Below are 20,466 nucleotides of genomic sequence, written 5' to 3' on the forward strand. Positions count from 1 at the left end.
GGATAGATGGCGGCGAGGTCATCGGCCGTTATGGTGCGCATTGATTCCGCTTTCGAGGTCGGTTTCAGGTCGGCTGCTGTGAGGCTTCGGCGCGGATTTTGTCCATGTCCAGGTTCTTTACACCCTGGATGACCTGCTCCAGGCCGGCGGCATTAAGGGCGCCAGGCTGGGAAAAGACCAGGGTCTTGTTCCGGAAGGCCGTCAGGGTGGGAATTGAGGTGATGCCGGCCGCCGCGGCGAGGGCCTCTTCGGCCTCGGTGTCCATTTTGGCGAAGGTGATGTCCGGGTGGTTTTCGGACGCCGCCTGGTAGGTGGGGGCGAACATGCGGCACGGGCTGCACCAGCCTGCCCAGAAGTCAACGAAGACGACGTCGTTGTTCTCCAAAGTCTCAGCGAGGGTCTGTTGGGTGATGTCGATGGTTGCCATCAGGTTCGTGTCCTTCCGGGTGCGTATAAAGCGGTCAGTGGTGCAGGCCCTCCGGCAGGAAGGTCAGGTGGTGGGGAGTCCTGCGCGGGTCCAGGCGATCATGCCGCCGGCCATGGTGTCCGCGGTGTAGCCGGCGCCGTTGAGGGCATCGGCAACCTGGGCGCTGCGGTTGCCGCTGCGGCACACTGCGATGACGGGCACGGCCGGGTCCAGCTCGGACAGGCGTGTCTGCAGCTGTCCCATCGGGATATGCAGGGCGCCGGGGATCATGCCTTCGGCGACCTCGAAGTCCTCGCGGACATCGAGGATCCGGGCCTGGTTGCGGCGCTGGTCCGTTTCGGTGACGGTGATTTCAGCCACGGGGTTCTCCTTAGAAAGTTCTGGGTGTTGTTAGCGGACGGGTTCGCCGGCCTGGCGCCAGGCGCCCATGCCGCCGCGGAGGGAGTAGGACTCGTAGCCCTGGGCGGCGAGGATCCGGGCCGCAGAGGTCGAGCGGACCCCGGACTGGCACATGGCAATGACGGGACGCGCCTTCTGGATGCCGGCGGTGCTGGTCTGCAGCCGGTCCAGGGGGACGTGTTTGGCCTGCGGTGCGCGCCCGGACCGCCATTCCTGGGCAGAACGTACATCGATCAGGGTGGCTCCGGAGGCCAACAGGTCCTTTGCTTCGGCCACGGTGGTCGTGTTGTAGGGCTTGCTGAAGGCTTTTTTTAGGGAACTGATCAGACCCATGGGTGTTCTCCTTGGTTTGTGCGGGATGTCTGTGCGGATGATCTGTCAGGCGGTGACGGTACTGGCCGTGACCCAGGCCGCGACGGCGAAAATCAGGACCGCGAACGAGATGCGGATGTGCTTGTCCGTGAGGCGCCGGGCAAGGCGGGCGACACCGAGCGAGCCGAGGAGCGCAGGGACCGCGAAGGCCAGGACGGTGGGCCATCCGATGGTGAAGCCGGCGGCGTGGGCTCCGAAGCCTGCGGCGGAGTTGATCACGATAATGGCCAGGGATGATCCGATGGCCTGTTTCATGCGCAGTCCCAGGAAGAGTGTGAGGGCCGGGGTGATCAGGAATCCGCCGCCGACGCCCAGGAGTCCGGTGAGGAAGCCCACCAGGAGTCCGGTTCCCACGGCTTTGGGGGCGCAGGTGCGGAAGGCACGGTTGGGCCCGGTGCTGCAGGAGCCTTCGGTTTCGGTGGTGTGGGCCAGCATCCGGATCCCGGCGATGACCATGATGGCCGCGAAGGCGAGCATCAGGATGTCCGGATCCAGGAGCCGGCCTACCGCAGCACCGCCCCATGCTGCAGGGATGCCGGCCGCCCCGACGAGCAGGACCACGGGCCAGTTAATGCCCTCGCGGAGCCGCGGGATCAGGGCCGCCAGCGACGAGACGCCGACCACCAGCAGGGACGTGGGGATGGCCTCGGCGGGGCTCATGCCGAGGCCGTAGACCAGGGCGGGGACGGCGATGATTGACCCTCCGCCACCCACGACACCGAGCACGATCCCGACGAAGAGGCCCAGCGCCAGGGCCGCAATCATGCTGCCGGGGTCTGCCTGGCTGTGGCCGCCGACAGCTGCAGGATGGCGGTTTCGCGGGTGGGTTCCTTGGCAGTTTTATTCCACGGCATCGCAGAGATCGCCTGGCCCATCGCGCAGGTATTGGTTGCGGCCGAGAAGGTCAGGCCCGTGCCGATCGCGCCGGCGAGCATCCGGATCTTGGGGGAAACATTTGCCTCCGGCCAGCCCCAGCACCACGAGGGAGCCTGCGGCGAGGCGGACCTGGCGCTCGAGATCCCACCGGTTCTTGCCCCGGACAACGTCCCCGCCGGCAGCCGCGAAGCCGGGAACCCCGCCAGTGAGAACGTACGCGGTGTCGATGCCGGCTGTGCCGAGGCGCTGGCGTGCCCGCTCGGCCCGTGCGCCGGAGTGGCAGACCAGGACCACGCGGCTGCCCAGCCGGGCGGCCAGCTCCTCGGTGTGCTCCGAGAGGAGCGGCAGGGGAACGTTGTAGGAGCCACGGATGTGCAGGGAATCAAATTCGGCCGCGGAACGCACATCGATCACGAGAAGGTCCTGGTGCTCGTTCACCCAGCTGCGCAGGGTCTCCGGCGCCAGGGACGTGACGGCGGAAACTGATGTGGAAGGGGAATTCATGGATGTCCTCTCAGACGAAACGTTGGTGCAGACGAATACCCCACCGAGTATTTCAGATACCCCCGGGGGTAGTCAACACACCCCTGGGGGTATATGATTGCATGCATAAACCCCATTATTTGGAGCTCAGCATGCAACTGGATTCAACAGAACTGACCCCCGTGGTCAACCGGCTCAAGCGCGCGCAGGGCCAGCTGGCAGCCGTGACCCGCATGCTGGAGGAGGGCCGGGACTGCAAGGACATCGTCACCCAGCTCGCCGCCGTCTCCAAGGCCCTGGACCGGGCCGGCTTCGCTATCATCGCCAGCGGCCTGGAGCAGTGCATCGTCCGGGAAGACATGAGCATGAATAAGAAGGACCTGGAGAAACTCTTCCTCTCCCTCGCCTAGACCAAGTTACGCCCAATCCCGCGGCCGAGCACCCGTAACCGAGTACAAGGAGTCCCGCATGAGCTATACGCATACCGTCACCGTCCCGCTCTCCTATGCCGAAGCAGTACAGCGCACCCGCGACGCCCTCAATGAACAGGGCTTCGGAATTCTCACGGAAATCAACGTCCGCGCCACCTTCGAGGCCAAACTCGGAACCGGCGCCGCCGGCGCCGTGGGCGACTATGTGATCCTCGGCGCCTGCAACCCCGCCCTCGCCAGCCGCGCCCTCGCGGCCGAACCGGAGCTCGGCACTCTGCTGCCATGCAATGTCGTTGTCCGTCGCGGCAAGGACGCCCTTGTCACCACCATCCAGGCCATCGACCCCCAGACCATGGTCCAGCTCAGCGGCACCCCGGCCGTCCAGGAGATCGCCGACGACGCCGGCACCCGCCTGCGTGCCGCCTTGGCCGGGATCGCCGATGGTGACGGCTCCGCATCGTGAGCGGGTCAGGAAACCCGATGCCCGGACTAGTCCTGCACACAGGCCCGTCCTCTGATCTGCCGGCTGTGCCGCACAGCGCTGCCAACGCAGTCGGGGCACTTGGTGCGGGCGTCCGGCTGGAAGTCATCGTCCAGGGTGGCCGCGGTGGCAGGCCCGGCCCGGGGACAGACCTCGCCGGGTCCCTCCCAGGCCTGCTCCGGGACGACGTCAGGATCCTGGCCCGCGAAAACAGCATGCGCTCGGCCGGACTGGAAGCAGCCGACCTGGCGCTGGACCCTGATCGGGCCCCGGTGCGGAGTGCAGCCGGCAGGACAGCGGCCGATGCCGCAGGAAACGGAGCGCGAAAATGATGGACGGATATGGTTCGATGATGGGATGGGCGTGGCTGTTCTGGCTGCTGCTGATTATCGGTATCGTCCTGCTGGGCATCCTTGCCGTACGGGCTTTCTCCGGCGGCAGGACTAACCGGGGCGAGGGTTCCGGCCCGGGCGGGCCCGGACCTGCGGATGTGAGTACTGCCCGGCGGATCCTGGATGAACGCTACGCCAGGGGCGACATAACCACGGAGGAATACCGTGAAAGGCTGGAAGTCCTTGGGGACGGTACATGATGCAACCTCTCAGCCGCCGCAGTGCCCTGCTCCTGGGAGGCGCCGGGGCGGCGGCCGCCGCGGCGGGCGCGGCAGGATTGCTGTGGGGTCCGGGCGCCGGGTTCCAGGCTGCCGGCGGGCAGGACCTGAACGAACCCCAGGCCCTGCACAGCGCCGGTGGCCTGCTTCAGCTGAAGCTTTCAGCGGCCCCGGGACGGGTAAGGATCGCCGGCAGGGATGCCACGGCGCTGTCCTATAACGGGTCCCTTCCCGGACCCACCCTGTTCCTTCAGGCCGGAGACCGGTTGAACGTGACGCTGGAGAACCGGTTGGAGGAGGCGACGAATCTGCACGTCCACGGGCTGCACGTTTCCCCGCTGGGCAACAGCGACAATGCGCTGCTTTCCATTGAACCGGGAACATCCTTTCATTATGAGTACCGGCTGCCGGCGAACCACCCGCCGGGCGTGTTCTGGTACCACCCGCATCGTCACGGTATGGTCGCCGACCAGATTTTCGGCGGGCTGTACGGGGCCATTGTCGTCCAGGATCCCCGGCCCATCCCTGCCAGCCGGGAACGGGTCCTGGTGATTTCCGACATTTCCCTGAACGCGGACGGGAGTATCGCCGCGGTGTCGGCGATGGAGAAAATGATGGGCCGGGAAGGTGAGCTCGTGCTGGTCAACGGGCAGCTGAATCCTCGCCTGGCCGCCCGGCCGGGCGAGCGTGAACGGTGGAGGATCATCAATGCCTGCACCGGGCGGTATCTGAGGCTTCGACTGGACAGCCAGCAGCTGCAGCTGCTGGGCCTGGACTCCGGCCGCCACCGGACCCCACGTGACGTCGAGGAGGTGCTGCTGGCTCCCGGCAACAGGGCGGACCTGCTGGTTACCGCCGAGGTGGGGACGTCCGTGCTGCGCGCCCTGCCCGTGAACAGGGGCAGCATGGGGTCCATGATGGGCGGCAACGGGACCACGCGGTCTCCGGCCAGTCCCGACGGTACCGCCCTCGCGACCTTCACCGTCGCCGGCGCACCCGGCGCCGCCCTCGCGCCGGTCCCCGAGCAGCCGGCGCCCCGGGACCTTCGCGCTGAGCCGGTCACCGCCCGGCGCGAACTGGTCTTCGCCATGGGCATGGGCAATAACAGCAGCGGCAGCGCAGGCATGGGCGACGGCATGGGACAGGGTTCAGGGATGATGAGTTTTACCATCAACGGCAGACCGTTTGACCCGGCACGGGTCGACACCACGGTTCCGGCCGGTGCTGTCGAAGAGTGGACGCTGAGGAACACGAGCCCGATGGACCACCCGGTGCACTTGCACGTGTGGCCCATGCAGATCATGGAGCAGGCAGGCCAGCCCGTGGACACTCCCAGATGGCAGGACGTGGTCGACGTCCCGGCCCGCAGCAATGTCCGGGTCCGGATCGCCTTCGATGATTTCACCGGCAAAACCGTCTATCACTGCCACATTCTGGATCACGAGGACAGCGGCATGATGGGCCTGATCGAGGCCCGGTGACCCGGTGTCCTCCCGGGCCTCGAACCCACTGCGAAAGGCCATACTGCCTGAAGCACGGGCCTGGCCGAGCCCACGGCTATACGCGTAGGCCCGCCGGCGAATGCAGGAGCTCCCATAGTGCCGGGACGAGGCAGCGAAACGAGATGCATGCCTCCGGCCGGCACCGGACGCCGGCATTGAGACGGCCGTTAGGCTTCGGCGGATCAGCTCCAGGCAGACACCTCTTGCGGTCTGGCCCGTCGATGGGCGAACGGGCAGGACGAAAGTCGACTACTATTAGTGCAGATACGCGCACTTATGCACTTATGGGAGTGGACTGATGTTAGCGGTTCTGCGGAATGTGACCTACCGGCGGCTGTTCGCCGCACAGATCGTGGCCCTGATCGGCACGGGCCTGCTCACGGTGGCCCTGGGGCTGCTGGCCTATGACCTGGCCGGCCGGAACGCCGGGGCGGTGTTGGGAACGGCCCTGACGATCAAGATGCTGGCCTACGTGGGTCTGGCCCCGTTGATCAACGCACTGGTGGCGCGGCTGCCGAAAAAGCCGGTGCTGATCGGGGCGGACCTGATCCGGGCGGCGATGGCACTGTGTCTGCCGTTCATCACCGACACCTGGCAGATCTACGTCGTGATCTTCCTGCTGCAGTCCGCCTCCGCGACCTTCACCCCGGCGTTCCAGTCGCTGATCCCCACCGTTTTGAAGGACGAGCGGGACTACACTCGCGCGTTGTCCCTCTCCCGGCTGGCCTACGACATGGAAGCCCTGGTCAGCCCGGCCCTTGCGGCTTTGTTGCTGGCGCTGATCAGCTACAACAACCTGTTTATCGGCACCGTCGCGGGTTTCCTGTTCTCGGCCTTCATGGTCATCATCACGGTTCTGCCGCGGCTTTCCGCCCCGGCCGGGCCGCAGACGTCGCTGTGGCACCGGACCACCCTGGGTGCACGGATCTTCTGGCGCAACCGGCGCCTGCGGTCCCTGCTGGCACTGAACCTCGTGGTCGCAGCACCGACGGCCCTGGTGCTCGTCAACACCGTGGTCTACGTCCGCGACGTCCTGCACCGCCCCGACACCGACCTGGCCCTGGCCCTGGCCTGCTTCGGAGTCGGGTCCATGATCGTCGCCTTGTCAGCGCCCCGGGTCCTGGACCGGTTCGGGGACCGTGCCGTGATGCTCACCGGCGCCGCCGTGATCCCTGCCGTGCTGGCCGGTGCCACAGTCCTGACCATGCTGGGGGCCGGTGGGTCCGGGTGGTGGCTGCTGCTGGGGCTGTGGTTCCTGCTCGGCGCGGGAAACTCCACGATCCTCACGCCCTCGTCCCGGCTGCTGCGTGATGCCTCCACCGAGGAAACCCGGCCCTACGTCTTCACCGCGCAGTTCTCCCTGTCCCACGCCTGCTACATCCTGACTTACCCGCTGGCTGGCTGGATCGGAGCCGCCGCCGGACTGGGCTGGGCCGCGCTTGCCCTGACAATTATTGCGATGATAGGAAGTGCAGGTGCATTCCTGTCCTGGCCCCGGCACACCGCCGCGGCCTCCCAGGAACCCACCAAAGAGGAGCAGAACGTTGAGCAGCCGTCCTAGCAGCGCGTTCAGCACCATCCCCCAGGAGCCTTCCCTGGTCCACCCGGTCACCCCGGGCCCGGAGTTGCTCGAAACAGCTGCCGGGACGCTGCGGATGCTCGCCGAACCCACCCGCCTGCACCTGCTCTGGCAGCTCTCCAACGGCCCGAAAACCGTCACCGAACTCACCGACGCGTCCGGGGCTGCCCGGACCGTGGTCAGCCAGCATCTGGCCAAACTCCGGCTCAGCGGCCTCGTGGACACCCGCAAGGACGGCCGGCACGTCATCTACTCCCTCCACGACGGGCACCTGGTCCGGCTCATCCGCGAAACCATCAACCACGCCGACCACCGGACCACCGGAGAACCCACCCACGACTGACATCCCCTCCCCATGCCAAAAGCCGCGCCCATGGGCACCAACACGGCGACCCAGCTGCCATCTCATGCAGCCGACTTCTGAAATCGACAGCAGGTGACCGTATCAGAGAGGGCAAGTCACTTCCAGACTGACCTGTAACGATCGTTCGCAAGACACTCAAAGTCGGGTTCTAAAAACCGCGGAAGCACGGGATCTCATTTGTAATGCTTCACGTGTACGCTCCTATGTAACGTCCAGCCGGGTTACTGATACATTTTGGGGATGCGTATCGGATACGGACGGGTCTCCACCCATGACCAGCACCCCCAATCCCAGCACGACGCCCTGACAGCGGCCGGCTGTGAGCAGATCTTCCTCGACACTGCCTCCGGAAAACTCGCCCGCAGACCCGAACTCGACAAGGCGCTGCTCTCGGCCAACCGGCCCGGTGATCAGCTTGTCGTCACCAAACTCGACCGGCTCGGGCGGTCGCTGGAAAACCTCATCGATTTATCCAACACGCTGCAGAAACGAGGCGTGGACCTCGTCGTTCTGGACCAGGGCATCGATACCTCCACCGCGCTGGGACGGATGTTCTTCCAAATCCTTGGCTCGATCGCCGAGTTCGAACACGCCCTGATGTCTGAACGGACCCGTGACGGTCTGGCGGCCGCCCGTGCGCGTGGCAGGACGGGCGGGCAGAAACCAAAACTGGGGCCCCGCCAGGTCAGGCTGGCGCGGGAAATGTATGAAGAAAAGGGGCCCGACGGCAAGCGTGCACACACGGTCGAGCACATCGCCCAGGAATTCGGCGTCACCCGGCCCACCATCTACCGGCACCTCGCCAAACCATGAACGACGGCCATCACATGGAACAGCAGAACGACCAGCATATCCGTGAGGTACGGCCGTTCAGCAGATAAGGACTTCTGAAGTTGCTCTGCGCCCTATGCTCACGGCCCCACAAGCGCTCAGTCAATCGTTTACAACCACTGAAACCCAACAGAACCTAAATAGATTGCCCCTGACGACACTCTCAGGAGTGCCGGGCCCTCTGCGCTGGCGATCCGTGCCCACCCAAGCTCTGAATCCACAACTATAAGTGCATATCCAAAATGCTGGATAATGGCTTATAGTTCTTGATATGGAAAGTGCTTTGAATCCGTATTCGCCCGGTTCGGGGCGACGGCCCTTTGAGCTGGTTGGGCGCCAGAGTGAGATCGATGCCTTCGATCTGCTGCTGGCCAAGACCCGGCAGCGACGGCCCGACCGAGGGATCGTCCTGCATGGGCTTCGCGGGGTGGGAAAAACGGTGCTGCTGAACGAGTTTCGTCGGCAGGCCGAACACGCAGAATTCATGGTGGTTTTCCTGGAGGGCAGGGACGCTGAGGGAGGGCCGGAAGCCGTTCGGGCCAAGCTCGCCCGGAGCTTGCTGCAGGCAGGGCGGAAGCTGAACCGCCGCGGTGCGGGGGAACGGCTCGTGGCGGCGCTTGGCAGCATCGCCTCCTTCTCCGCGAAACTCGGCGTGACCGGCATCGATATCGGGGTCAACCTCAATCACGGCCGCGCCGATTCCGGGTCTATCGAAGTGGACCTGGAAGAACTGATTGAGGATCTCTGCCTGGCGTTGGCGGAGAAGCGTTCGGGCCTGATCTTCATCATCGATGAGATGCAGGACCTGGACGAGGGACTCATCGCCGCTCTCCTGAGCGCCCAGCACCTGGCCGGCCAACGCGAATGGCCTTTCTACATCGCGGGCGCAGGGCTGCCCAATCTGCCCTCGGTACTCAGCGAAGCGCGCTCCTACGCCGAAAGGATCTTCAACTACCGCAGCATCGGAGCTCTGTCGAGGGAAGCCGCCGAGGCAGCCCTGGTCGTCCCGGCCCGAAGGTTTGGGGCATCGTTCGTACCCGAAGCCCAAGACCTCCTCCTGAGCGCCTCGGGCGCGTACCCGTACTTCCTGCAGGAGTACGGCTACGCGGCCTGGGAAACAGCACCGGAGAAGACCGTGACCTTCGACGACGCCAAAATTGCGGTGGAAATCGGCCGCGCGCAACTGGACCAAGGGTTCTTCCCGTCACGCTGGAAACGGGCCTCGAAGGCTGAGAAGGATTTCCTCCGCCTGATGGCGATCGACGGTGATGAAGGATCCAGCACCGCTGAACTTGCCGAACGGGCGCACAAGAAGCAAAGCTCCATGACCATGACCCGCGCATCCTTGATCGACAAGGGGATCATCTACGCACCAGCACTCGGTGTCGTAGCGTTCACCGTGCCGGGCATGGCTGACTACGTCAAACGCCTCCATGAATAAGACGAGCGCAGGAACCGGGACCATTGCAGGTGGGAGGTTGCGGTGGGGAATTCTCTTGGCTGTTACCGCGCTGGTCCTTGCCGGGGCCGGGATCTACGCGGCGGGAGCGTACCAGCGCTTCGAGGAGAGCCGCAGGGCGACCTCATCGGTAGAGGTCACGGCAGGCCAGCCCCTCCCGGGGGTCCCTTTCGTTCTTTTCAGGAACACAGCCGACGGGCAGGGGTATGGCAATGCGGCCACGGTGCCTCTTTCTGCCCCTGGCGGCACGCGTGCCGTCAGTGACCAGGCCTGCGACCGGGTCTATGCCGCTGCCGCCACGGTGGTCTGTCTCAGATCCAACCGTGGTTTGGTGACTACTCACGAAACATCTGTCCTGAACCGGGACTGGCGGCAGGAGCGTTCGTGGCCTGTGCCCGGCATTCCGAGCCGGGCGCGTGTCAGTGCGGACGGGTCCCTGATCGCCACCACGGTGTTTGTCTCCGGCCACTCCTACACTCAAGCGGGGTTCTCCACAGCAACCGAGATCACGTTGCCCGGCGGCGGTACAGGAAACCTCGAAGACTTCGCACTCATCGTGAACGGCGAACGGCTGCTGGCCAGTGACAGGAACATCTGGGGTGTGACGTTCGCACCCGGCCGGAGTGATGTCTTTTACGCCACGGCCGCGTCGTCAGGGCGGATCTGGCTGGTCCAGGGGAGTATCGCGGCCAGGACGCTGACGGCCATCCACGACAACGTTGAGTGCCCGTCGGTGTCGCCGGACGGCACCAGGATCGCGTATAAGAAGAACGTCGGCGGGCCCTTGGCCGCGCATTGGAACGTGGCGCTGCTTGACCTGGAAACCGGCACCGAAACGGTGCTTTCGGAGAAACGCAGCGTCGATGACCAGATTGAGTGGCTGGATGATCAGACCCTGTTGTATGGTCTGGCGGACGACACCACTGAAGGTGACAGCAACATCTGGAAACTGCCAACCGATCCCGCCTCCCAGCCGAGCCTGTTCATTGAGCACGCGTGGTCGCCGAGTGTGGTCCGCTGACGTCCGGCCCGGAAACCGGGGGAGCGGACGGACGTCAGCAGTCTGAATGTCCTTCCACGCCTCAGCAGGTTCCCAGCAGGCCGCACAGCAGGCCGCCGGACTGAGTGGGGCTCGGCGCGGGGCTGGGTGACGGGCTGGCGGTCGGACTGGGTGAGGGTGTCGCCGTTGCGGATGGGGCCGGCGTTGCGGTCGGGGTAGGCGTGGGCGTTGGGCCTGGCGTCGCCTGTGCCGGTGCCGGTGCCGCTGCCGAGTAGAGGACGTCGACGAAGTAGTTCGTGGAGTTCCACGAGTTCGTTGGTGCAGCACCGCCGGAACCGTACAGGTAGCGGCCGTTGTTGGGACCGGCGGCGGTGAACACGCCGCTGGCCCAGGTTTGGGCAAAGAACGCAGGCGTGTAGGCGTAGCGGCCGTTGGGCGCCAGATAGGACACGACGTACGTTTCCCCCGGAACTACGGCTACCGGGGAGGACAGCATCGCGGTTTGCCAGCCGTTCGCTGTTTCATTCGTGAAGGTCACTTGGGCCAGCCGTGTTCCCGCGGCGTTCCACAGGGAGCCAACGTGGATTCCGGTGTTTCCTGTTCCCTTGTAGAACCGGATGCCGGTGACATTGCCGGCTTCGGAGACCGTGAACGCCGTCCCCAGTTCAACCGATGACGCATCATCGGAGGCCGCTGTCTGGGGTTGGAGTTCCCCAAAGATGGAGGCTTGGACAGCATCAGGGTCGGCAGTGGTGAATTGCCAGGTCGTGGTCGGCAGCGTCTGGCCCTGACGGGATTCGACGTTGCTGACGGTGACGGAGATGGCGGTGGTGCCCGGCAGGACGGCCGCCGGGGTGAACGTCAGGGTGCGGCCGTCGGCGGACAGGGCAGCACTGCCGTCAACAGGTGCCCCGTTCGCTCCCAGCGTGAACGAGGCACCCGGCTTGATGGCGGAGGAGAGCGTCAGCGCTGGTTTGACATCAACAGGGACTCCCGTGGCGTCCGGCGCAGGGGACCGGTCGGTTATCGTCAGCGGCGGCACGGCGGCCATGAAGACCAGATCCACCAGATAACTCGCCGTCGAGGCCGTGCCGGGGAAGTCTGCGCTGTAGCTGAACGCTCCGGAATCCGGGGCCGTGCGCAGCGGCCCGCTGGCGAATCCGTCCCCGAAACCAGCCGGAGTGTAGGAGTAGGTTCCGGCGGGAGCTTTGTACGCCACGACGTATTCGGTGTTGGCTGTGATGTCGACCGGTTGGCTGAAGGTTGCTGTCTGCCAGCCGGAACTGGATTCGTTGGTGAAGGTGACGGTGGCCAGAAGCTGACCGCCGGCCGTGTACAGGGAGCCGGTGTGCGTGCCGGTGTTCCCGGCGGCCTTGTAGAACCGTACGCCGGTGACCTGGCCGGCGGTGTCGCTGGCGAACCGGACCCCCAGGGTCAGGGGCATGCCGTCGTTGACCTCCGCGACGGTGGGCGATACGGAGTCCTGATACAGCGTGCAGGGGCACGTCCCGGGCGTCCTCGGGGCAGGGACAGTGGCAAACGTCCAGGAAGCGTTGCTCAGTGGTTGCCGGGACACAGCGGTTGCCGTGACGGTGGCCGTGTACGACGTCCCGGCCGCGAGCGGCGCCGCCGGGCTGAACGTGACCTTCCTCGTCTGAGGGTCGTAGCTGGTGGACCCGGGAACGGTTGTACCGGTAGCGGCTTTTACCGTCAGGTTGACGCTGGATGCCTCAGCCGGTTCGGACAGGACCGCATTGACCTGGCTGTCCAGCGGAACGCTGGACGCGCCCGGGTGCGGGGACTGGCCCGTCGGGGTGAAGGCCGGTGGTGGGACCATCACGATGACATCGACCAGGTAGCTTGCTGTTGATCGTGATCCCGGAAAGTCGCCGCTGTACGTGTAGGCGCCCGCATCCGGGCCAGCCCGCAACGGACCAACGCTCATGCCCGAACCGAATCCATTGGCCGTAGCAGAATAGGTGCCGGTCAGTGACTTGTAGGACACGATGTAGTCCGTGTTCGCAGCCATCTGGACCGGTTGGCTGAACATTGCCGTCTGCCACCCCGAGGCGCTCTCATTGGTGAACGCCACCGTGGCCAGTTGCTGCCCGGCCGCCGTGTAGAGGGCACCGTTGTGCGTGCCGGTGTTTCCGGCTGACTTGTAGAAACGCATACCCACTACTTCACCGGCGGAAACGCTGGAGAACCGCACGCCCAGCGTCAACGGAACGCCGTCCTGAATCTGAGCGATGCCCGGCGTGACGGAGTCGTCAAAGAGGCTGCACGGGCAAGATCCCGGAACCGGCACTGTTGCCCCGGTCGTGAACGACCAGGTCCCGTCTGCCGTCACCGGACCACCGAGGGTGTCCGTTCCCGAGAGCGTTGCGGTGTACTGGGTGCTGAACGCCAGTGCGTTGGTCGGGGTGAAGGTTGCCCGCCGGGTGGCGGGATCGTATGCCGTCGTGCCGCTGACAGGGCCGTCGGGGGACTGCAGGGCAAGCTGGACGCTGGAGGTGGTGACAGGTTTGGAAAACACGGCACTGACCTCGGTGTCCACCGAAACGCTGGACGAGGACGGGAACGGCGTGTGCCCGGAGACCGTCATGGGGCTGCTGTCCACCGTGCTGAACAGGGCATCGGCGAAGTAGTTGCCGCCGTTATAGCTCGACGTCGGGAACCCGGAGGAGGTGGTATAGACACCGGCCGGCTCGGCCCCGAAACCCCCGGCCACCTTCAACGGGGCATCCGTGGCGCCAAAGCTCGCCCACTGGAAATTCTGGATCGAGTACCGGCCGTTCGGCGCCCAGTAGGACACCGTATACTTTTGGCCCGCTGCGACGGGAACGGCCTGGCTGAACAGCACGGACTGCCACCCGGAGGGGGTTTCGTTCGTGAACGTCGCCGTGGCCAGACGCTCCCCGGTGGAACTCCACAGGGACCCGGTGTGGGTGCCGGTGTTGGCCGCGCTCTTGTAGAAGCGGACACCGGTGATGAACCCGTCCACCGACGGCGTGAAGCGCATCCCCATCTCGTACGCGCCGCCGTCGCCCGAGTCCGTGACAGCGGGAACGGTTTGACCGAAGACGCTGTAAGGGCCGCTGAGGGCCAGGTTCCTGGTGGCGGCCGGGCCGATGTTGGCGCTGTCATCAATGGCCCGGGCCTGGATGGTTGCCGTAGCCAGACCCTTCTGGATGTACGTGTACGTCCAGTTCTGCTTGCCTTGGGCCGGGTGCCACGTGGCGCCGCCGTCGGTGGAGACCTCGACGCCGGCCACAACACCGCCGGTGTCGGCCGCGGTTCCGGTGACGGTGACGCTGGTCCCGTGCGGCACGGTCGCCCCGTCGGCCGGGGCCGTGATCGCTGCGGTGGGCGCGGTCCTGTCCGTGCTCGGGACGGCGGCAACCAGCCCGGCAGCCCGGGTGGCGGGTTGAGCGCCCATGTCGGCCAAGAGGTTGACCTGGGCCTGCCGCATCCGCGGATCGGCTGGTGCGCCGTCGCCGTCGTGCACCTCGTCCAGACCCCACGTCCACTGGACGCTGCCGGCAGAGAACACCAGCGCGCCGCTGGCGGCACGGTAAAGGGTCACATGATGGGTTGTGGTCCCGGGAAGGACGGTGTTGCCGAAGTCCTGAAGGTACTGGGGCACCTCCCCGACGGTGGTGGACAACCGGACCAGACCCGGTGGGCGGAACCCGTTGTCGAGGTCTTCGTCGGACTCATATCCGACCGTGTGCGGCGCCAGCGCCGCCGAGGAACCGGCCGGCAGCGAGGCCAGAGACGTGTTCCGCCACAGCCTGGTCTTGCCTTCCTGCGAATCGACGGTCACCGGCAAATCGGAGTAGTTGGACATGTAAATGGTTCCGGTCAGCCCGTTTTCGGGCAGCCCGCCGCCGTTGGCCTGGGCAGCGAAGCGCGGGTCACGCCAGGTGCCGGTCCATTCGGGGCTGGGGTCGATCTTTTCGTTGGCCCAGGTTTCCTTGTAGGAGGTCAGGGTCCGGCCAGCCGTACCGTCCACGGGGGAAGGCTCGAAGCGGGTGCGCCAGTACCCCTCATTACCGGAGAGGAACTGCAGGTTCACCCCGGCATCGCGGGCGGCGGTGATGTTCGCCCGTTGCTGGCCCGACCAGTATTCGTCATGCCCGACCGAGAGGAAGACCTTGTGGTTGAGCAACTGGGCCCCGCTCCGGTCGGTGTCGAGGCCGCTGATGTAGCTGACGTCATAGCCGTTCTGTTCCAGGAACCGCACCATCGGGTATTCGTTGGCGAAGAAGAAATCCCGGCCGCCCGGCCCGCCCCGGGTTGCCACCGGGCGGTTGTAGCTGACCTTGTACGCCCGGCCGTTCACGCCCTGATAGAAGTCCGAGCCCCCGTAGGAGTTATACGCCTGCCAGGACGGATCCGAGGTCTGGAAAACAACGTCCGAACGGCTGCCGTCGGCGCGCACAATGAAGGTGATGTGGCTTTGCCCGCCCGTGTCCGGCCTGGTCAGCAGCGCGACGTAGACCCCGGAGACGGCCGTGGCCGGCACCTGCCACGCAGCCGACACCGCCCACGTGCCGCAGTCATACAATCCGGTGCTGAGGTCGTTCAGGCACGGGGGCTGGTTTTGGCGTAAGGCAGACGGGGTCACGTCGGCAACCTTGCGTGCACCGTCGCCGCCGTACCAGCCGGTGCGGTAGATCGCGATGGTGTAGCTGGGCGCGGGTGTGTCGATCTTGAAACGGACCGGCTGCCCGGCGTTGACGCTGATCTCGGTGGAGAACCCCTGGATGCTGTCATCGCCCGGGCCGGAAATGTCCCACTCCGAGGCCGGGTTGCCGGGCTTGGAGTTCTCGCACACCACCGGGTTCACCACAGGATCACACGGACCTGCCGCGAAAGCCGCCGGAACCGTGAACGGAAGCAAAGCGGCAACCAGCATCAGGACCAAGGGCACGACCAAACGCTTCAGGACTGGCTGCGGGGTGGCTGAAGGACCGGACATAGGAACTCCTGGAGTGGACACGCCTGTTGCGAGATGAGGCCGCACTGTCCGCGCGGTCCCTGCTTGCCGCTCCCCAGCCAGGGTCAAACCAAGATCTTCAGTTATGAACACTCAGGTACTGTGCTTGGCTCGTCGTTCCGGAAGAACTGGACCGGATCCAGCCTTAGCCACTAACCATCAGGCCAAAGCCGGATCACCGGAGCGAATTCGCCAAGTAACCCTTGGGAGGCAGTGTAAGGGTGCGGGCTGGCGCGTCACAAGGCCTTCCGTCAACAAACCCGGGGGCTCCGGTCCTACGCCGACGGTCAAGGTGCCGGCACTCGAGCCGCCGGCCGGTTCATCCTCACCCGAGAGGCGTTCGGCCATCACCGCGAGTGATCCATCCGGAGGGCACTTTCTGCACTCGATTCTCAGCGCTGCGGACCGCAGTAACACCAAAACGGCCGATGTATGAAAGCATGTTCACATATGTTTGGTGACTCACGATCTGGCATTCCTAAGGGAGTTGCGGGTTTTCCGCATACGAGGGGCCGTGGCTTGATGGCGCTAACCGGACAGCCCACGGAAGACACCCTAGAGGGTGTTCCTGGTGGCCGCACCAGCTGTCCTCGATGATTCAGAAATTGCTGTAACGTCGGGGTGTGGTCGTCTGCGTTTGCCGGATTTCCGTACACGGCTGTCCCTGCTACTCCTGACGACCCGCAGCCCCCATTCTTCAAGGAGCCATGTAACCCGATGATTTCAGATTCCGAGGCCAGCGCCTCCGCGGCCCCTTCGGAGGCCGCAAAGATGCCGCTTGGCGCCCGTCGACTCGTGCTGATCGGTGGACTGTGCGTTCCCGTGGGGCTGGTTGCGGGCCCATATCTTTTCGGCCTTCAGTTGGTGGCGGTCGCAGGGGTCATCGCAGTCGCTGTTGCCTTGTCCTATCGGCGCGGGCAGGCATGGTTTTCGCGCTGGTCCTGGCTGGCAGCGGCAGCCGGTGCCTTGTGGATGGTTGCCACGGTGGCCTATTGGCTGAGCATCATGGCTGCCGTGGACGGGTCCTCGGCGCCGTCCGGCCTTCCGACGGTGCTGTTCTATCTCGGGATGGCCGCCTTGGCGGTCATGGCCTGTGGAACCATCGCCGGCTGGATCTCCCGCGGCCTGTCCGATCGACGCACCGTGGCAGCTGCACAGTAGCGCCGCCGGCCAGCGGGCTCCTGGCCAGTTGACCCGGAGCCCACGGGCCGGCGGATAAACCGACGGTGTGTGGCTAGGCTCTTGCGCCCTTGTCCCTGCGCTTGCGCGCGATGAAGAAGACCGCAGCGGCGATAGCGAGGATGGCGGCGGCTATGCCGACGGCCATGGGGGCGTTGTCGTCGTTGGGTTTGATCTGATCCGGTGCTGTCGCAGCCGCCGGTGCCGGAGTGCTGGAGTCAGTTCCTGCCGAGGGTGTGGGCGCCACCGATGATGTGGCGGTTGCTGCCTGGGCAGGGTCCTGGACCGTGAAGGAGTAGTTGCCTTCAATGGGGTGGCCGTCGGAGGACACTGTCCGCCAGAGGACCTTGTAGGCGCCGTTGGCCCCGCCGGTGATCGCGGTGGAGATGGTGGGACCCTCTACGGTGACGGTGCCGTCGCTGAGTGTCTTGCCGGTTTCGTCAGTGACGGTGATGACGCTCAGTTTCAGCTGCGCTGTATCCATCGGCGGTTCCGAAAGTGTCAGGGACACCCTGCCGGGGGCAGTGGTGACGGTGGTGTCCTTAGCCGGTGTGGTCGACTCGAGGGCGTCGTGGGCCATTGCCGGTGCAGCGGCGAAGGCGGGGATCAGGATGGCCGCGGCGAGGGCCAGGCGGATACGGATACGTCGGGTATGACGGGAATTCATGGCTGGTTCTGCAATTCTGCTAAGTGAAACGATGACGGGGCCGGTGCGCGCCAGCGACGCCTGGGACACATGCTCAGGCGATGGCAGCGCGGAGCCGCCGGGGGCGGTCCCCGGGCCGGCGGCTGTCCTGGACCTTTCCACCGCAGGGCAATGGTCTCGGTGGCCGTGAACGCAAACCAGGACCATGCCTTGATCGGCGTTGCCGTGGGCGGGTCAATGAGGGGCCGCAGCCAGGCCGCCAGGGCCCACAGGGCCGCCTCGCCCCGTGCCATCAAGAGCGCCGTGACCAGGACCGCTACGATGTGCATTCCGAGCATGCCGGGACTGGCATCGTTGCTCAGATGCTCATGCGGGACGCTGGCCTCGACGATCCCCGGCCCGGCAACCGATCCGGGGTGGTGGGAATTTCCGGTCAGGGGCGAACCGGCTCCGGAGAGGGCAGAGAACGCCAGATGCAGGCCCGCCTGGCAGGTGCCCAGATAACCGGCCAGCACCGGGGCGGTCATTTTGGTCCCGGCCAGCATCACCGCCGAGAGGGCAACGACGGCCGCCAAGGCGGTCATCACCGGGAAGGCAGGCAGTTCGCCGCCGGCCAGCAAGTGCGCCCCCGCGGCCAGGGCAAGGACCGTCACGGCAACGGCAGCGGCCCGGGGGACGCGGAACGGTGCACGCGCAGAAACCATCGCACACCGTTCCTTTCATCAAAAACTCTTGCTCTACGTTAAGTAGAAGGATAGGCGAGGCAACACCGGTCCTTATGGGGACGGCGCGGCCCGGCTATTTGGCGGCGTCGACCAGCAATTGCCGGAATTGCTCCTTGGTCTCCAGAGTCAGCATTTCGCCGTTGAGGAAGAACGTCGGAGTGCCTTTGACTCCCAGGGCGGTGCCGTCCGCGATGTCCTTCTTGATCCGTTCCTTGGTCTTGTCATCGGCCACGGCGGCGTCGTAGGCGGCCAGGTCCAGCCCGAGCTCCTGGGCGAACGTGCGGAACAGCGGCGCCTGGGACTCGGTCTTCTCTCCCCATTGCGGCTGGGTTTCGAACATCTTGGCGTACATCTGCTCGTACTTGCCCTGCTGGGCGGCGGCCTCAACGGCCAGCGCCGCGGTGGCCGAGTTACGGTGCGCCGGCAGCGGGAAGTAGCGGTTGACGAACGTGATCCGGTCACCGAATTCCTTCTTCAGCTCCTCCACCACAGGCTGGGCCGCGAGGCACGCTTCGCATTCGAAGTCCAGGAACTCCACCAGTTGGGCCTTTTCGGTGGCCGGAGAGGTGACCCGGTGGCTGTCCTCGCGGACCAGTTGGGCTTCCGCGGCAGGTTGGGCGGCTTCCGGGGCGGGCTTGTTCAGGGTGAACACGGTGTACCAGATCGCCCCAACGGCGACGAGGACGGCCAGCAGGACCCAGATGAAGACCCTGGCCTTCCTGGCGGTGTCCATGGGCGGGGGAGGGGTTTTGGTTTGAGTCATCAGTGGTGGATGCTTTCCTGGTCGCGGTGGGCGGCGGGTTCTATTTGAAAGGTGGAGTGTTCGACGCTGACGTCGAAGTGCTGGGCGACGCAGCCTTGCAGATCCTTCAGGATGCTGGCGGCGTGTCCGTCGGTCATGCAGTGGTCCTCGACGGTGACGTGGGCTGAAAGAACCGGGGTTCCGGAGGCCACGAGCGAGGCGTGAAGGTCGTGGACGTCCACCACGTGCGGCAGGGCCAGAATGTGCTCACGCACCTTGGCCAGGTCCAGGCCCTTGGGGGTGGATTCCATGAGCACACTGACCGTATCGCGCAGCAGTTTGAGTGTGCGCGGGATGATCAGGACGCCGATGAGCAAGGACACGAGGGCGTCGGCCTGGAGCCAGCCGGTCAGGGCGATGATGATCGCTGCGGCGATGACGGCAACGGAGCCGAGGGCATCGTTGAGGACCTCGAGGAAGGCTGCTTTCATGTTGAAGTTGTGGTTCCGGCCCGAGGCGAGGACAAGCAGGCCGATGACATTGCCGGCCAGGCCGATGATGCCGAACCAGAGCATCGTGGATTCGCCGATCTCCGGGGGTTCGAAGAGCCGGCGGACGCCCTCGACGATGACGAACCCGCCGACCGCGAGCAACAGTGCCGCTTGTCCGGCGGCGGCGATGATTTCGGCGCGTTTGTAGCCCCAGGTGCGCTTCAGGGTGGCCGGTTTCAGTGCCAGGGACGCGGCGATGAGTGCTATCAGCAGGCCCGCCGAGTCGGTAAACATGTGGCCGGCATCTGCCAGCAGCGCCAAGCTACCGGTCAGTGCGGAGCCGATGATTTCGGCGATCATCACCGTGAAGGTGATGGCAAAGACGATGATCAGCTTGCCACGGCGCGCCGTTGCCGCAGCGGCGTGGTCGTGGTCGTGCCCACTCACGCGCGGACCTCCAGGGCCTCGGAAACGGGCGAGGGATCCGGCGTGGTGTCCTGGGCGCAGTCGTCTCCGTCGCAACCGCAGATGGTGTCCACGGTCAGGATGGTGCCCAGCAGGTCATCCAGGGCGTGGGCCAGTTTGGCGTCGGCGAGCTCGTAGCGGACCCGCCTGCCCGTCGGTTCCGCGGCGACCAGGCCACAGTCGCGCAGGCAGGCCAGATGGTTGGAGAGGATCTGGCGGCTGACGCCGATGCTCTCGGCCAGGTCCGAAGGAAACGCCGGTCCCGTCTTGAGCTGCAGCAGGACCGCGGCCCTGGTCGGGTCCGCGAGGGCTTTGCCGAACCGGGCCAGGACATCAATCGTGGAAAGGATTCGCATATCCCCAATGATACAGAAATTCCTGGATTCAGGACATTCTGAACCT

At 65.5% G+C, this 20,466-nt stretch carries 21 protein-coding genes and 1 pseudogene; 11 read left to right on the plus strand and 11 right to left on the minus strand.

Annotation, left to right across the window (positions count from 1 at the left end; translation table 11 throughout):
• Positions 1-64: 64 nt before the first annotated feature.
• The 5 genes and pseudogenes from ARUE_RS21825 to ARUE_RS21845 all read right to left on the minus strand — a co-directional run bounded on the left by ARUE_RS21825 (position 65) and on the right by ARUE_RS21845 (position 2,578).
• Positions 65-427 (minus strand): thioredoxin family protein, encoded by a 363-nt coding sequence (locus ARUE_RS21825; protein WP_014923371.1) that lies wholly within the window; start codon positions 425-427, stop codon positions 65-67.
• A gap of 63 nt (positions 428-490) precedes the next feature.
• Complete coding sequence (locus tag ARUE_RS21830; protein ID WP_014923372.1) at positions 491-787, minus strand: rhodanese-like domain-containing protein; 297 nt, start codon at positions 785-787, stop codon at positions 491-493.
• A gap of 30 nt (positions 788-817) precedes the next feature.
• Positions 818-1,159 carry a rhodanese-like domain-containing protein gene (locus tag ARUE_RS21835; RefSeq protein WP_014923373.1) on the minus strand — a complete coding sequence of 114 codons (342 nt, stop codon included), beginning with the start codon at positions 1,157-1,159 and terminating at the stop codon, positions 818-820.
• 45 nt (positions 1,160-1,204) lie between these two features.
• Positions 1,205-1,963, minus strand: a complete 759-nt coding sequence (locus tag ARUE_RS21840) for a sulfite exporter TauE/SafE family protein (protein ID WP_014923374.1) — start codon at positions 1,961-1,963, stop codon at positions 1,205-1,207.
• Positions 1,960-2,578: pseudogene (locus tag ARUE_RS21845) on the minus strand (rhodanese-like domain-containing protein). Before ARUE_RS21845 ends, ARUE_RS21840 begins: the two are co-directional and overlap by 4 nt.
• Before the next feature lie 131 nt (positions 2,579-2,709).
• Here ARUE_RS21845 and ARUE_RS21850 point away from each other — a divergent pair.
• The 10 genes from ARUE_RS21850 (at position 2,710) to ARUE_RS21895 (ending at position 10,835) form a co-directional block, all read left to right on the plus strand.
• Positions 2,710-2,967: a metal-sensitive transcriptional regulator gene (locus ARUE_RS21850; protein WP_014923376.1), complete on the plus strand. Its 258-nt coding sequence runs from the start codon at positions 2,710-2,712 to the stop codon at positions 2,965-2,967.
• Between the two features lie 58 nt (positions 2,968-3,025).
• Positions 3,026-3,451 carry a DUF302 domain-containing protein gene (locus ARUE_RS21855; protein WP_014923377.1) on the plus strand — a complete coding sequence of 142 codons (426 nt, stop codon included), beginning with the start codon at positions 3,026-3,028 and terminating at the stop codon, positions 3,449-3,451.
• Positions 3,452-3,468: 17 nt separating this feature from the next.
• Positions 3,469-3,801 (plus strand): hypothetical protein, encoded by a 333-nt coding sequence (locus ARUE_RS21860; protein ID WP_043471833.1) that lies wholly within the window; start codon positions 3,469-3,471, stop codon positions 3,799-3,801.
• Complete coding sequence (locus tag ARUE_RS21865; RefSeq protein ID WP_043471836.1) at positions 3,798-4,061, plus strand: SHOCT domain-containing protein; 264 nt, start codon at positions 3,798-3,800, stop codon at positions 4,059-4,061. The genes ARUE_RS21860 and ARUE_RS21865 overlap by 4 nt, the downstream gene beginning before the upstream one ends.
• Entirely contained in the window at positions 4,061-5,560 is a 1,500-nt protein-coding gene (locus ARUE_RS21870) for a multicopper oxidase family protein (RefSeq protein ID WP_014923378.1), read from the plus strand. Before ARUE_RS21865 ends, ARUE_RS21870 begins: the two co-directional genes overlap by 1 nt.
• Before the next feature lie 319 nt (positions 5,561-5,879).
• Positions 5,880-7,142: an MFS transporter gene (locus ARUE_RS21875; RefSeq protein WP_043471838.1), complete on the plus strand. Its 1,263-nt coding sequence runs from the start codon at positions 5,880-5,882 to the stop codon at positions 7,140-7,142.
• A complete protein-coding gene (locus ARUE_RS21880) occupies positions 7,126-7,503 on the plus strand; it encodes an ArsR/SmtB family transcription factor (RefSeq protein WP_081589179.1) in 378 nt (125 codons plus the stop codon). The genes ARUE_RS21875 and ARUE_RS21880 overlap by 17 nt, the downstream gene beginning before the upstream one ends.
• Positions 7,504-7,764: 261 nt before the next feature.
• On the plus strand, positions 7,765-8,337 hold the full coding sequence (locus ARUE_RS21885; RefSeq protein WP_014923381.1) for a recombinase family protein: 573 nt from the start codon (positions 7,765-7,767) through the stop codon (positions 8,335-8,337).
• Between the two features lie 289 nt (positions 8,338-8,626).
• Positions 8,627-9,796 (plus strand): ATP-binding protein, encoded by a 1,170-nt coding sequence (locus ARUE_RS21890; protein WP_014923382.1) that lies wholly within the window; start codon positions 8,627-8,629, stop codon positions 9,794-9,796.
• The gene (locus ARUE_RS21895) at positions 9,789-10,835 is read left to right on the plus strand and encodes a TolB family protein (protein ID WP_014923383.1); all 1,047 of its coding nucleotides are present in this window, start codon (positions 9,789-9,791) and stop codon (positions 10,833-10,835) included. The genes ARUE_RS21890 and ARUE_RS21895 overlap by 8 nt, the downstream gene beginning before the upstream one ends.
• A gap of 61 nt (positions 10,836-10,896) precedes the next feature.
• Here ARUE_RS21895 and ARUE_RS21900 read toward each other — a convergent pair whose 3' ends face one another.
• On the minus strand, positions 10,897-15,798 hold the full coding sequence (locus tag ARUE_RS21900) for a DUF4082 domain-containing protein (RefSeq protein ID WP_014923384.1): 4,902 nt from the start codon (positions 15,796-15,798) through the stop codon (positions 10,897-10,899).
• A 735-nt stretch (positions 15,799-16,533) separates the two neighbouring features.
• On the opposite strand from ARUE_RS21900, the gene ARUE_RS21905 reads away from it, so the two are divergent.
• Positions 16,534-16,977: a hypothetical protein gene (locus tag ARUE_RS21905; protein WP_043471841.1), complete on the plus strand. Its 444-nt coding sequence runs from the start codon at positions 16,534-16,536 to the stop codon at positions 16,975-16,977.
• 73 nt (positions 16,978-17,050) lie between these two features.
• Here the strand turns inward: ARUE_RS21905 and ARUE_RS21910 are convergent, their stop codons facing one another.
• The 5 genes from ARUE_RS21910 to ARUE_RS21930 form a co-directional block, all read right to left on the minus strand.
• The gene (locus tag ARUE_RS21910; protein WP_014923386.1) at positions 17,051-17,662 is read right to left on the minus strand and encodes a copper resistance CopC family protein; all 612 of its coding nucleotides are present in this window, start codon (positions 17,660-17,662) and stop codon (positions 17,051-17,053) included.
• Positions 17,659-18,345 carry a hypothetical protein gene (locus tag ARUE_RS21915; RefSeq protein ID WP_014923387.1) on the minus strand — a complete coding sequence of 229 codons (687 nt, stop codon included), beginning with the start codon at positions 18,343-18,345 and terminating at the stop codon, positions 17,659-17,661. The genes ARUE_RS21910 and ARUE_RS21915 overlap by 4 nt, the downstream gene beginning before the upstream one ends.
• A 94-nt stretch (positions 18,346-18,439) precedes the next feature.
• Positions 18,440-19,129 (minus strand): DsbA family protein, encoded by a 690-nt coding sequence (locus tag ARUE_RS21920; RefSeq protein ID WP_043471844.1) that lies wholly within the window; start codon positions 19,127-19,129, stop codon positions 18,440-18,442.
• On the minus strand, positions 19,129-20,046 hold the full coding sequence (locus ARUE_RS21925) for a cation diffusion facilitator family transporter (protein WP_014923389.1): 918 nt from the start codon (positions 20,044-20,046) through the stop codon (positions 19,129-19,131). The genes ARUE_RS21920 and ARUE_RS21925 overlap by 1 nt, the downstream gene beginning before the upstream one ends.
• On the minus strand, positions 20,043-20,420 hold the full coding sequence (locus ARUE_RS21930; protein WP_014923390.1) for an ArsR/SmtB family transcription factor: 378 nt from the start codon (positions 20,418-20,420) through the stop codon (positions 20,043-20,045). The genes ARUE_RS21925 and ARUE_RS21930 overlap by 4 nt, the downstream gene beginning before the upstream one ends.
• Positions 20,421-20,466: the final 46 nt, after the last annotated feature.

It is taken from the genome of Arthrobacter sp. Rue61a (genome assembly GCF_000294695.2).
GTDB lineage: Bacteria > Actinomycetota > Actinomycetes > Actinomycetales > Micrococcaceae > Arthrobacter > Arthrobacter aurescens_A.

What these genes read in the sequence shown, in the direction of transcription:
- ARUE_RS21855 (WP_014923377.1), top strand. Translation starts at nt 3,026, where the DNA reads ATGAGCTATACGCATACCGTCACCGTCCCGCTCTCCTATGCCGAAGCA.
- ARUE_RS21870 (WP_014923378.1), top strand. Translation starts at nt 4,061, where the DNA reads ATGCAACCTCTCAGCCGCCGCAGTGCCCTGCTCCTGGGAGGCGCCGGG.
- ARUE_RS21900 (WP_014923384.1), bottom strand. Translation starts at nt 15,798, where the DNA reads ATGTCCGGTCCTTCAGCCACCCCGCAGCCAGTCCTGAAGCGTTTGGTC.
- ARUE_RS21865 (WP_043471836.1), top strand. Translation starts at nt 3,798, where the DNA reads ATGATGGACGGATATGGTTCGATGATGGGATGGGCGTGGCTGTTCTGG.
- ARUE_RS21905 (WP_043471841.1), top strand. Translation starts at nt 16,534, where the DNA reads ATGATTTCAGATTCCGAGGCCAGCGCCTCCGCGGCCCCTTCGGAGGCC.
- ARUE_RS21930 (WP_014923390.1), bottom strand. Translation starts at nt 20,420, where the DNA reads ATGCGAATCCTTTCCACGATTGATGTCCTGGCCCGGTTCGGCAAAGCC.
- ARUE_RS21875 (WP_043471838.1), top strand. Translation starts at nt 5,880, where the DNA reads ATGTTAGCGGTTCTGCGGAATGTGACCTACCGGCGGCTGTTCGCCGCA.
- ARUE_RS21860 (WP_043471833.1), top strand. Translation starts at nt 3,469, where the DNA reads ATGCCCGGACTAGTCCTGCACACAGGCCCGTCCTCTGATCTGCCGGCT.
- ARUE_RS21840 (WP_014923374.1), bottom strand. Translation starts at nt 1,963, where the DNA reads ATGATTGCGGCCCTGGCGCTGGGCCTCTTCGTCGGGATCGTGCTCGGT.
- ARUE_RS21915 (WP_014923387.1), bottom strand. Translation starts at nt 18,345, where the DNA reads ATGGTTTCTGCGCGTGCACCGTTCCGCGTCCCCCGGGCCGCTGCCGTT.
- ARUE_RS21890 (WP_014923382.1), top strand. Translation starts at nt 8,627, where the DNA reads ATGGAAAGTGCTTTGAATCCGTATTCGCCCGGTTCGGGGCGACGGCCC.
- ARUE_RS21920 (WP_043471844.1), bottom strand. Translation starts at nt 19,129, where the DNA reads ATGACTCAAACCAAAACCCCTCCCCCGCCCATGGACACCGCCAGGAAG.
- ARUE_RS21825 (WP_014923371.1), bottom strand. Translation starts at nt 427, where the DNA reads ATGGCAACCATCGACATCACCCAACAGACCCTCGCTGAGACTTTGGAG.
- ARUE_RS21910 (WP_014923386.1), bottom strand. Translation starts at nt 17,662, where the DNA reads ATGAATTCCCGTCATACCCGACGTATCCGTATCCGCCTGGCCCTCGCC.
- ARUE_RS21835 (WP_014923373.1), bottom strand. Translation starts at nt 1,159, where the DNA reads ATGGGTCTGATCAGTTCCCTAAAAAAAGCCTTCAGCAAGCCCTACAAC.
- ARUE_RS21895 (WP_014923383.1), top strand. Translation starts at nt 9,789, where the DNA reads ATGAATAAGACGAGCGCAGGAACCGGGACCATTGCAGGTGGGAGGTTG.
- ARUE_RS21885 (WP_014923381.1), top strand. Translation starts at nt 7,765, where the DNA reads ATGCGTATCGGATACGGACGGGTCTCCACCCATGACCAGCACCCCCAA.
- ARUE_RS21850 (WP_014923376.1), top strand. Translation starts at nt 2,710, where the DNA reads ATGCAACTGGATTCAACAGAACTGACCCCCGTGGTCAACCGGCTCAAG.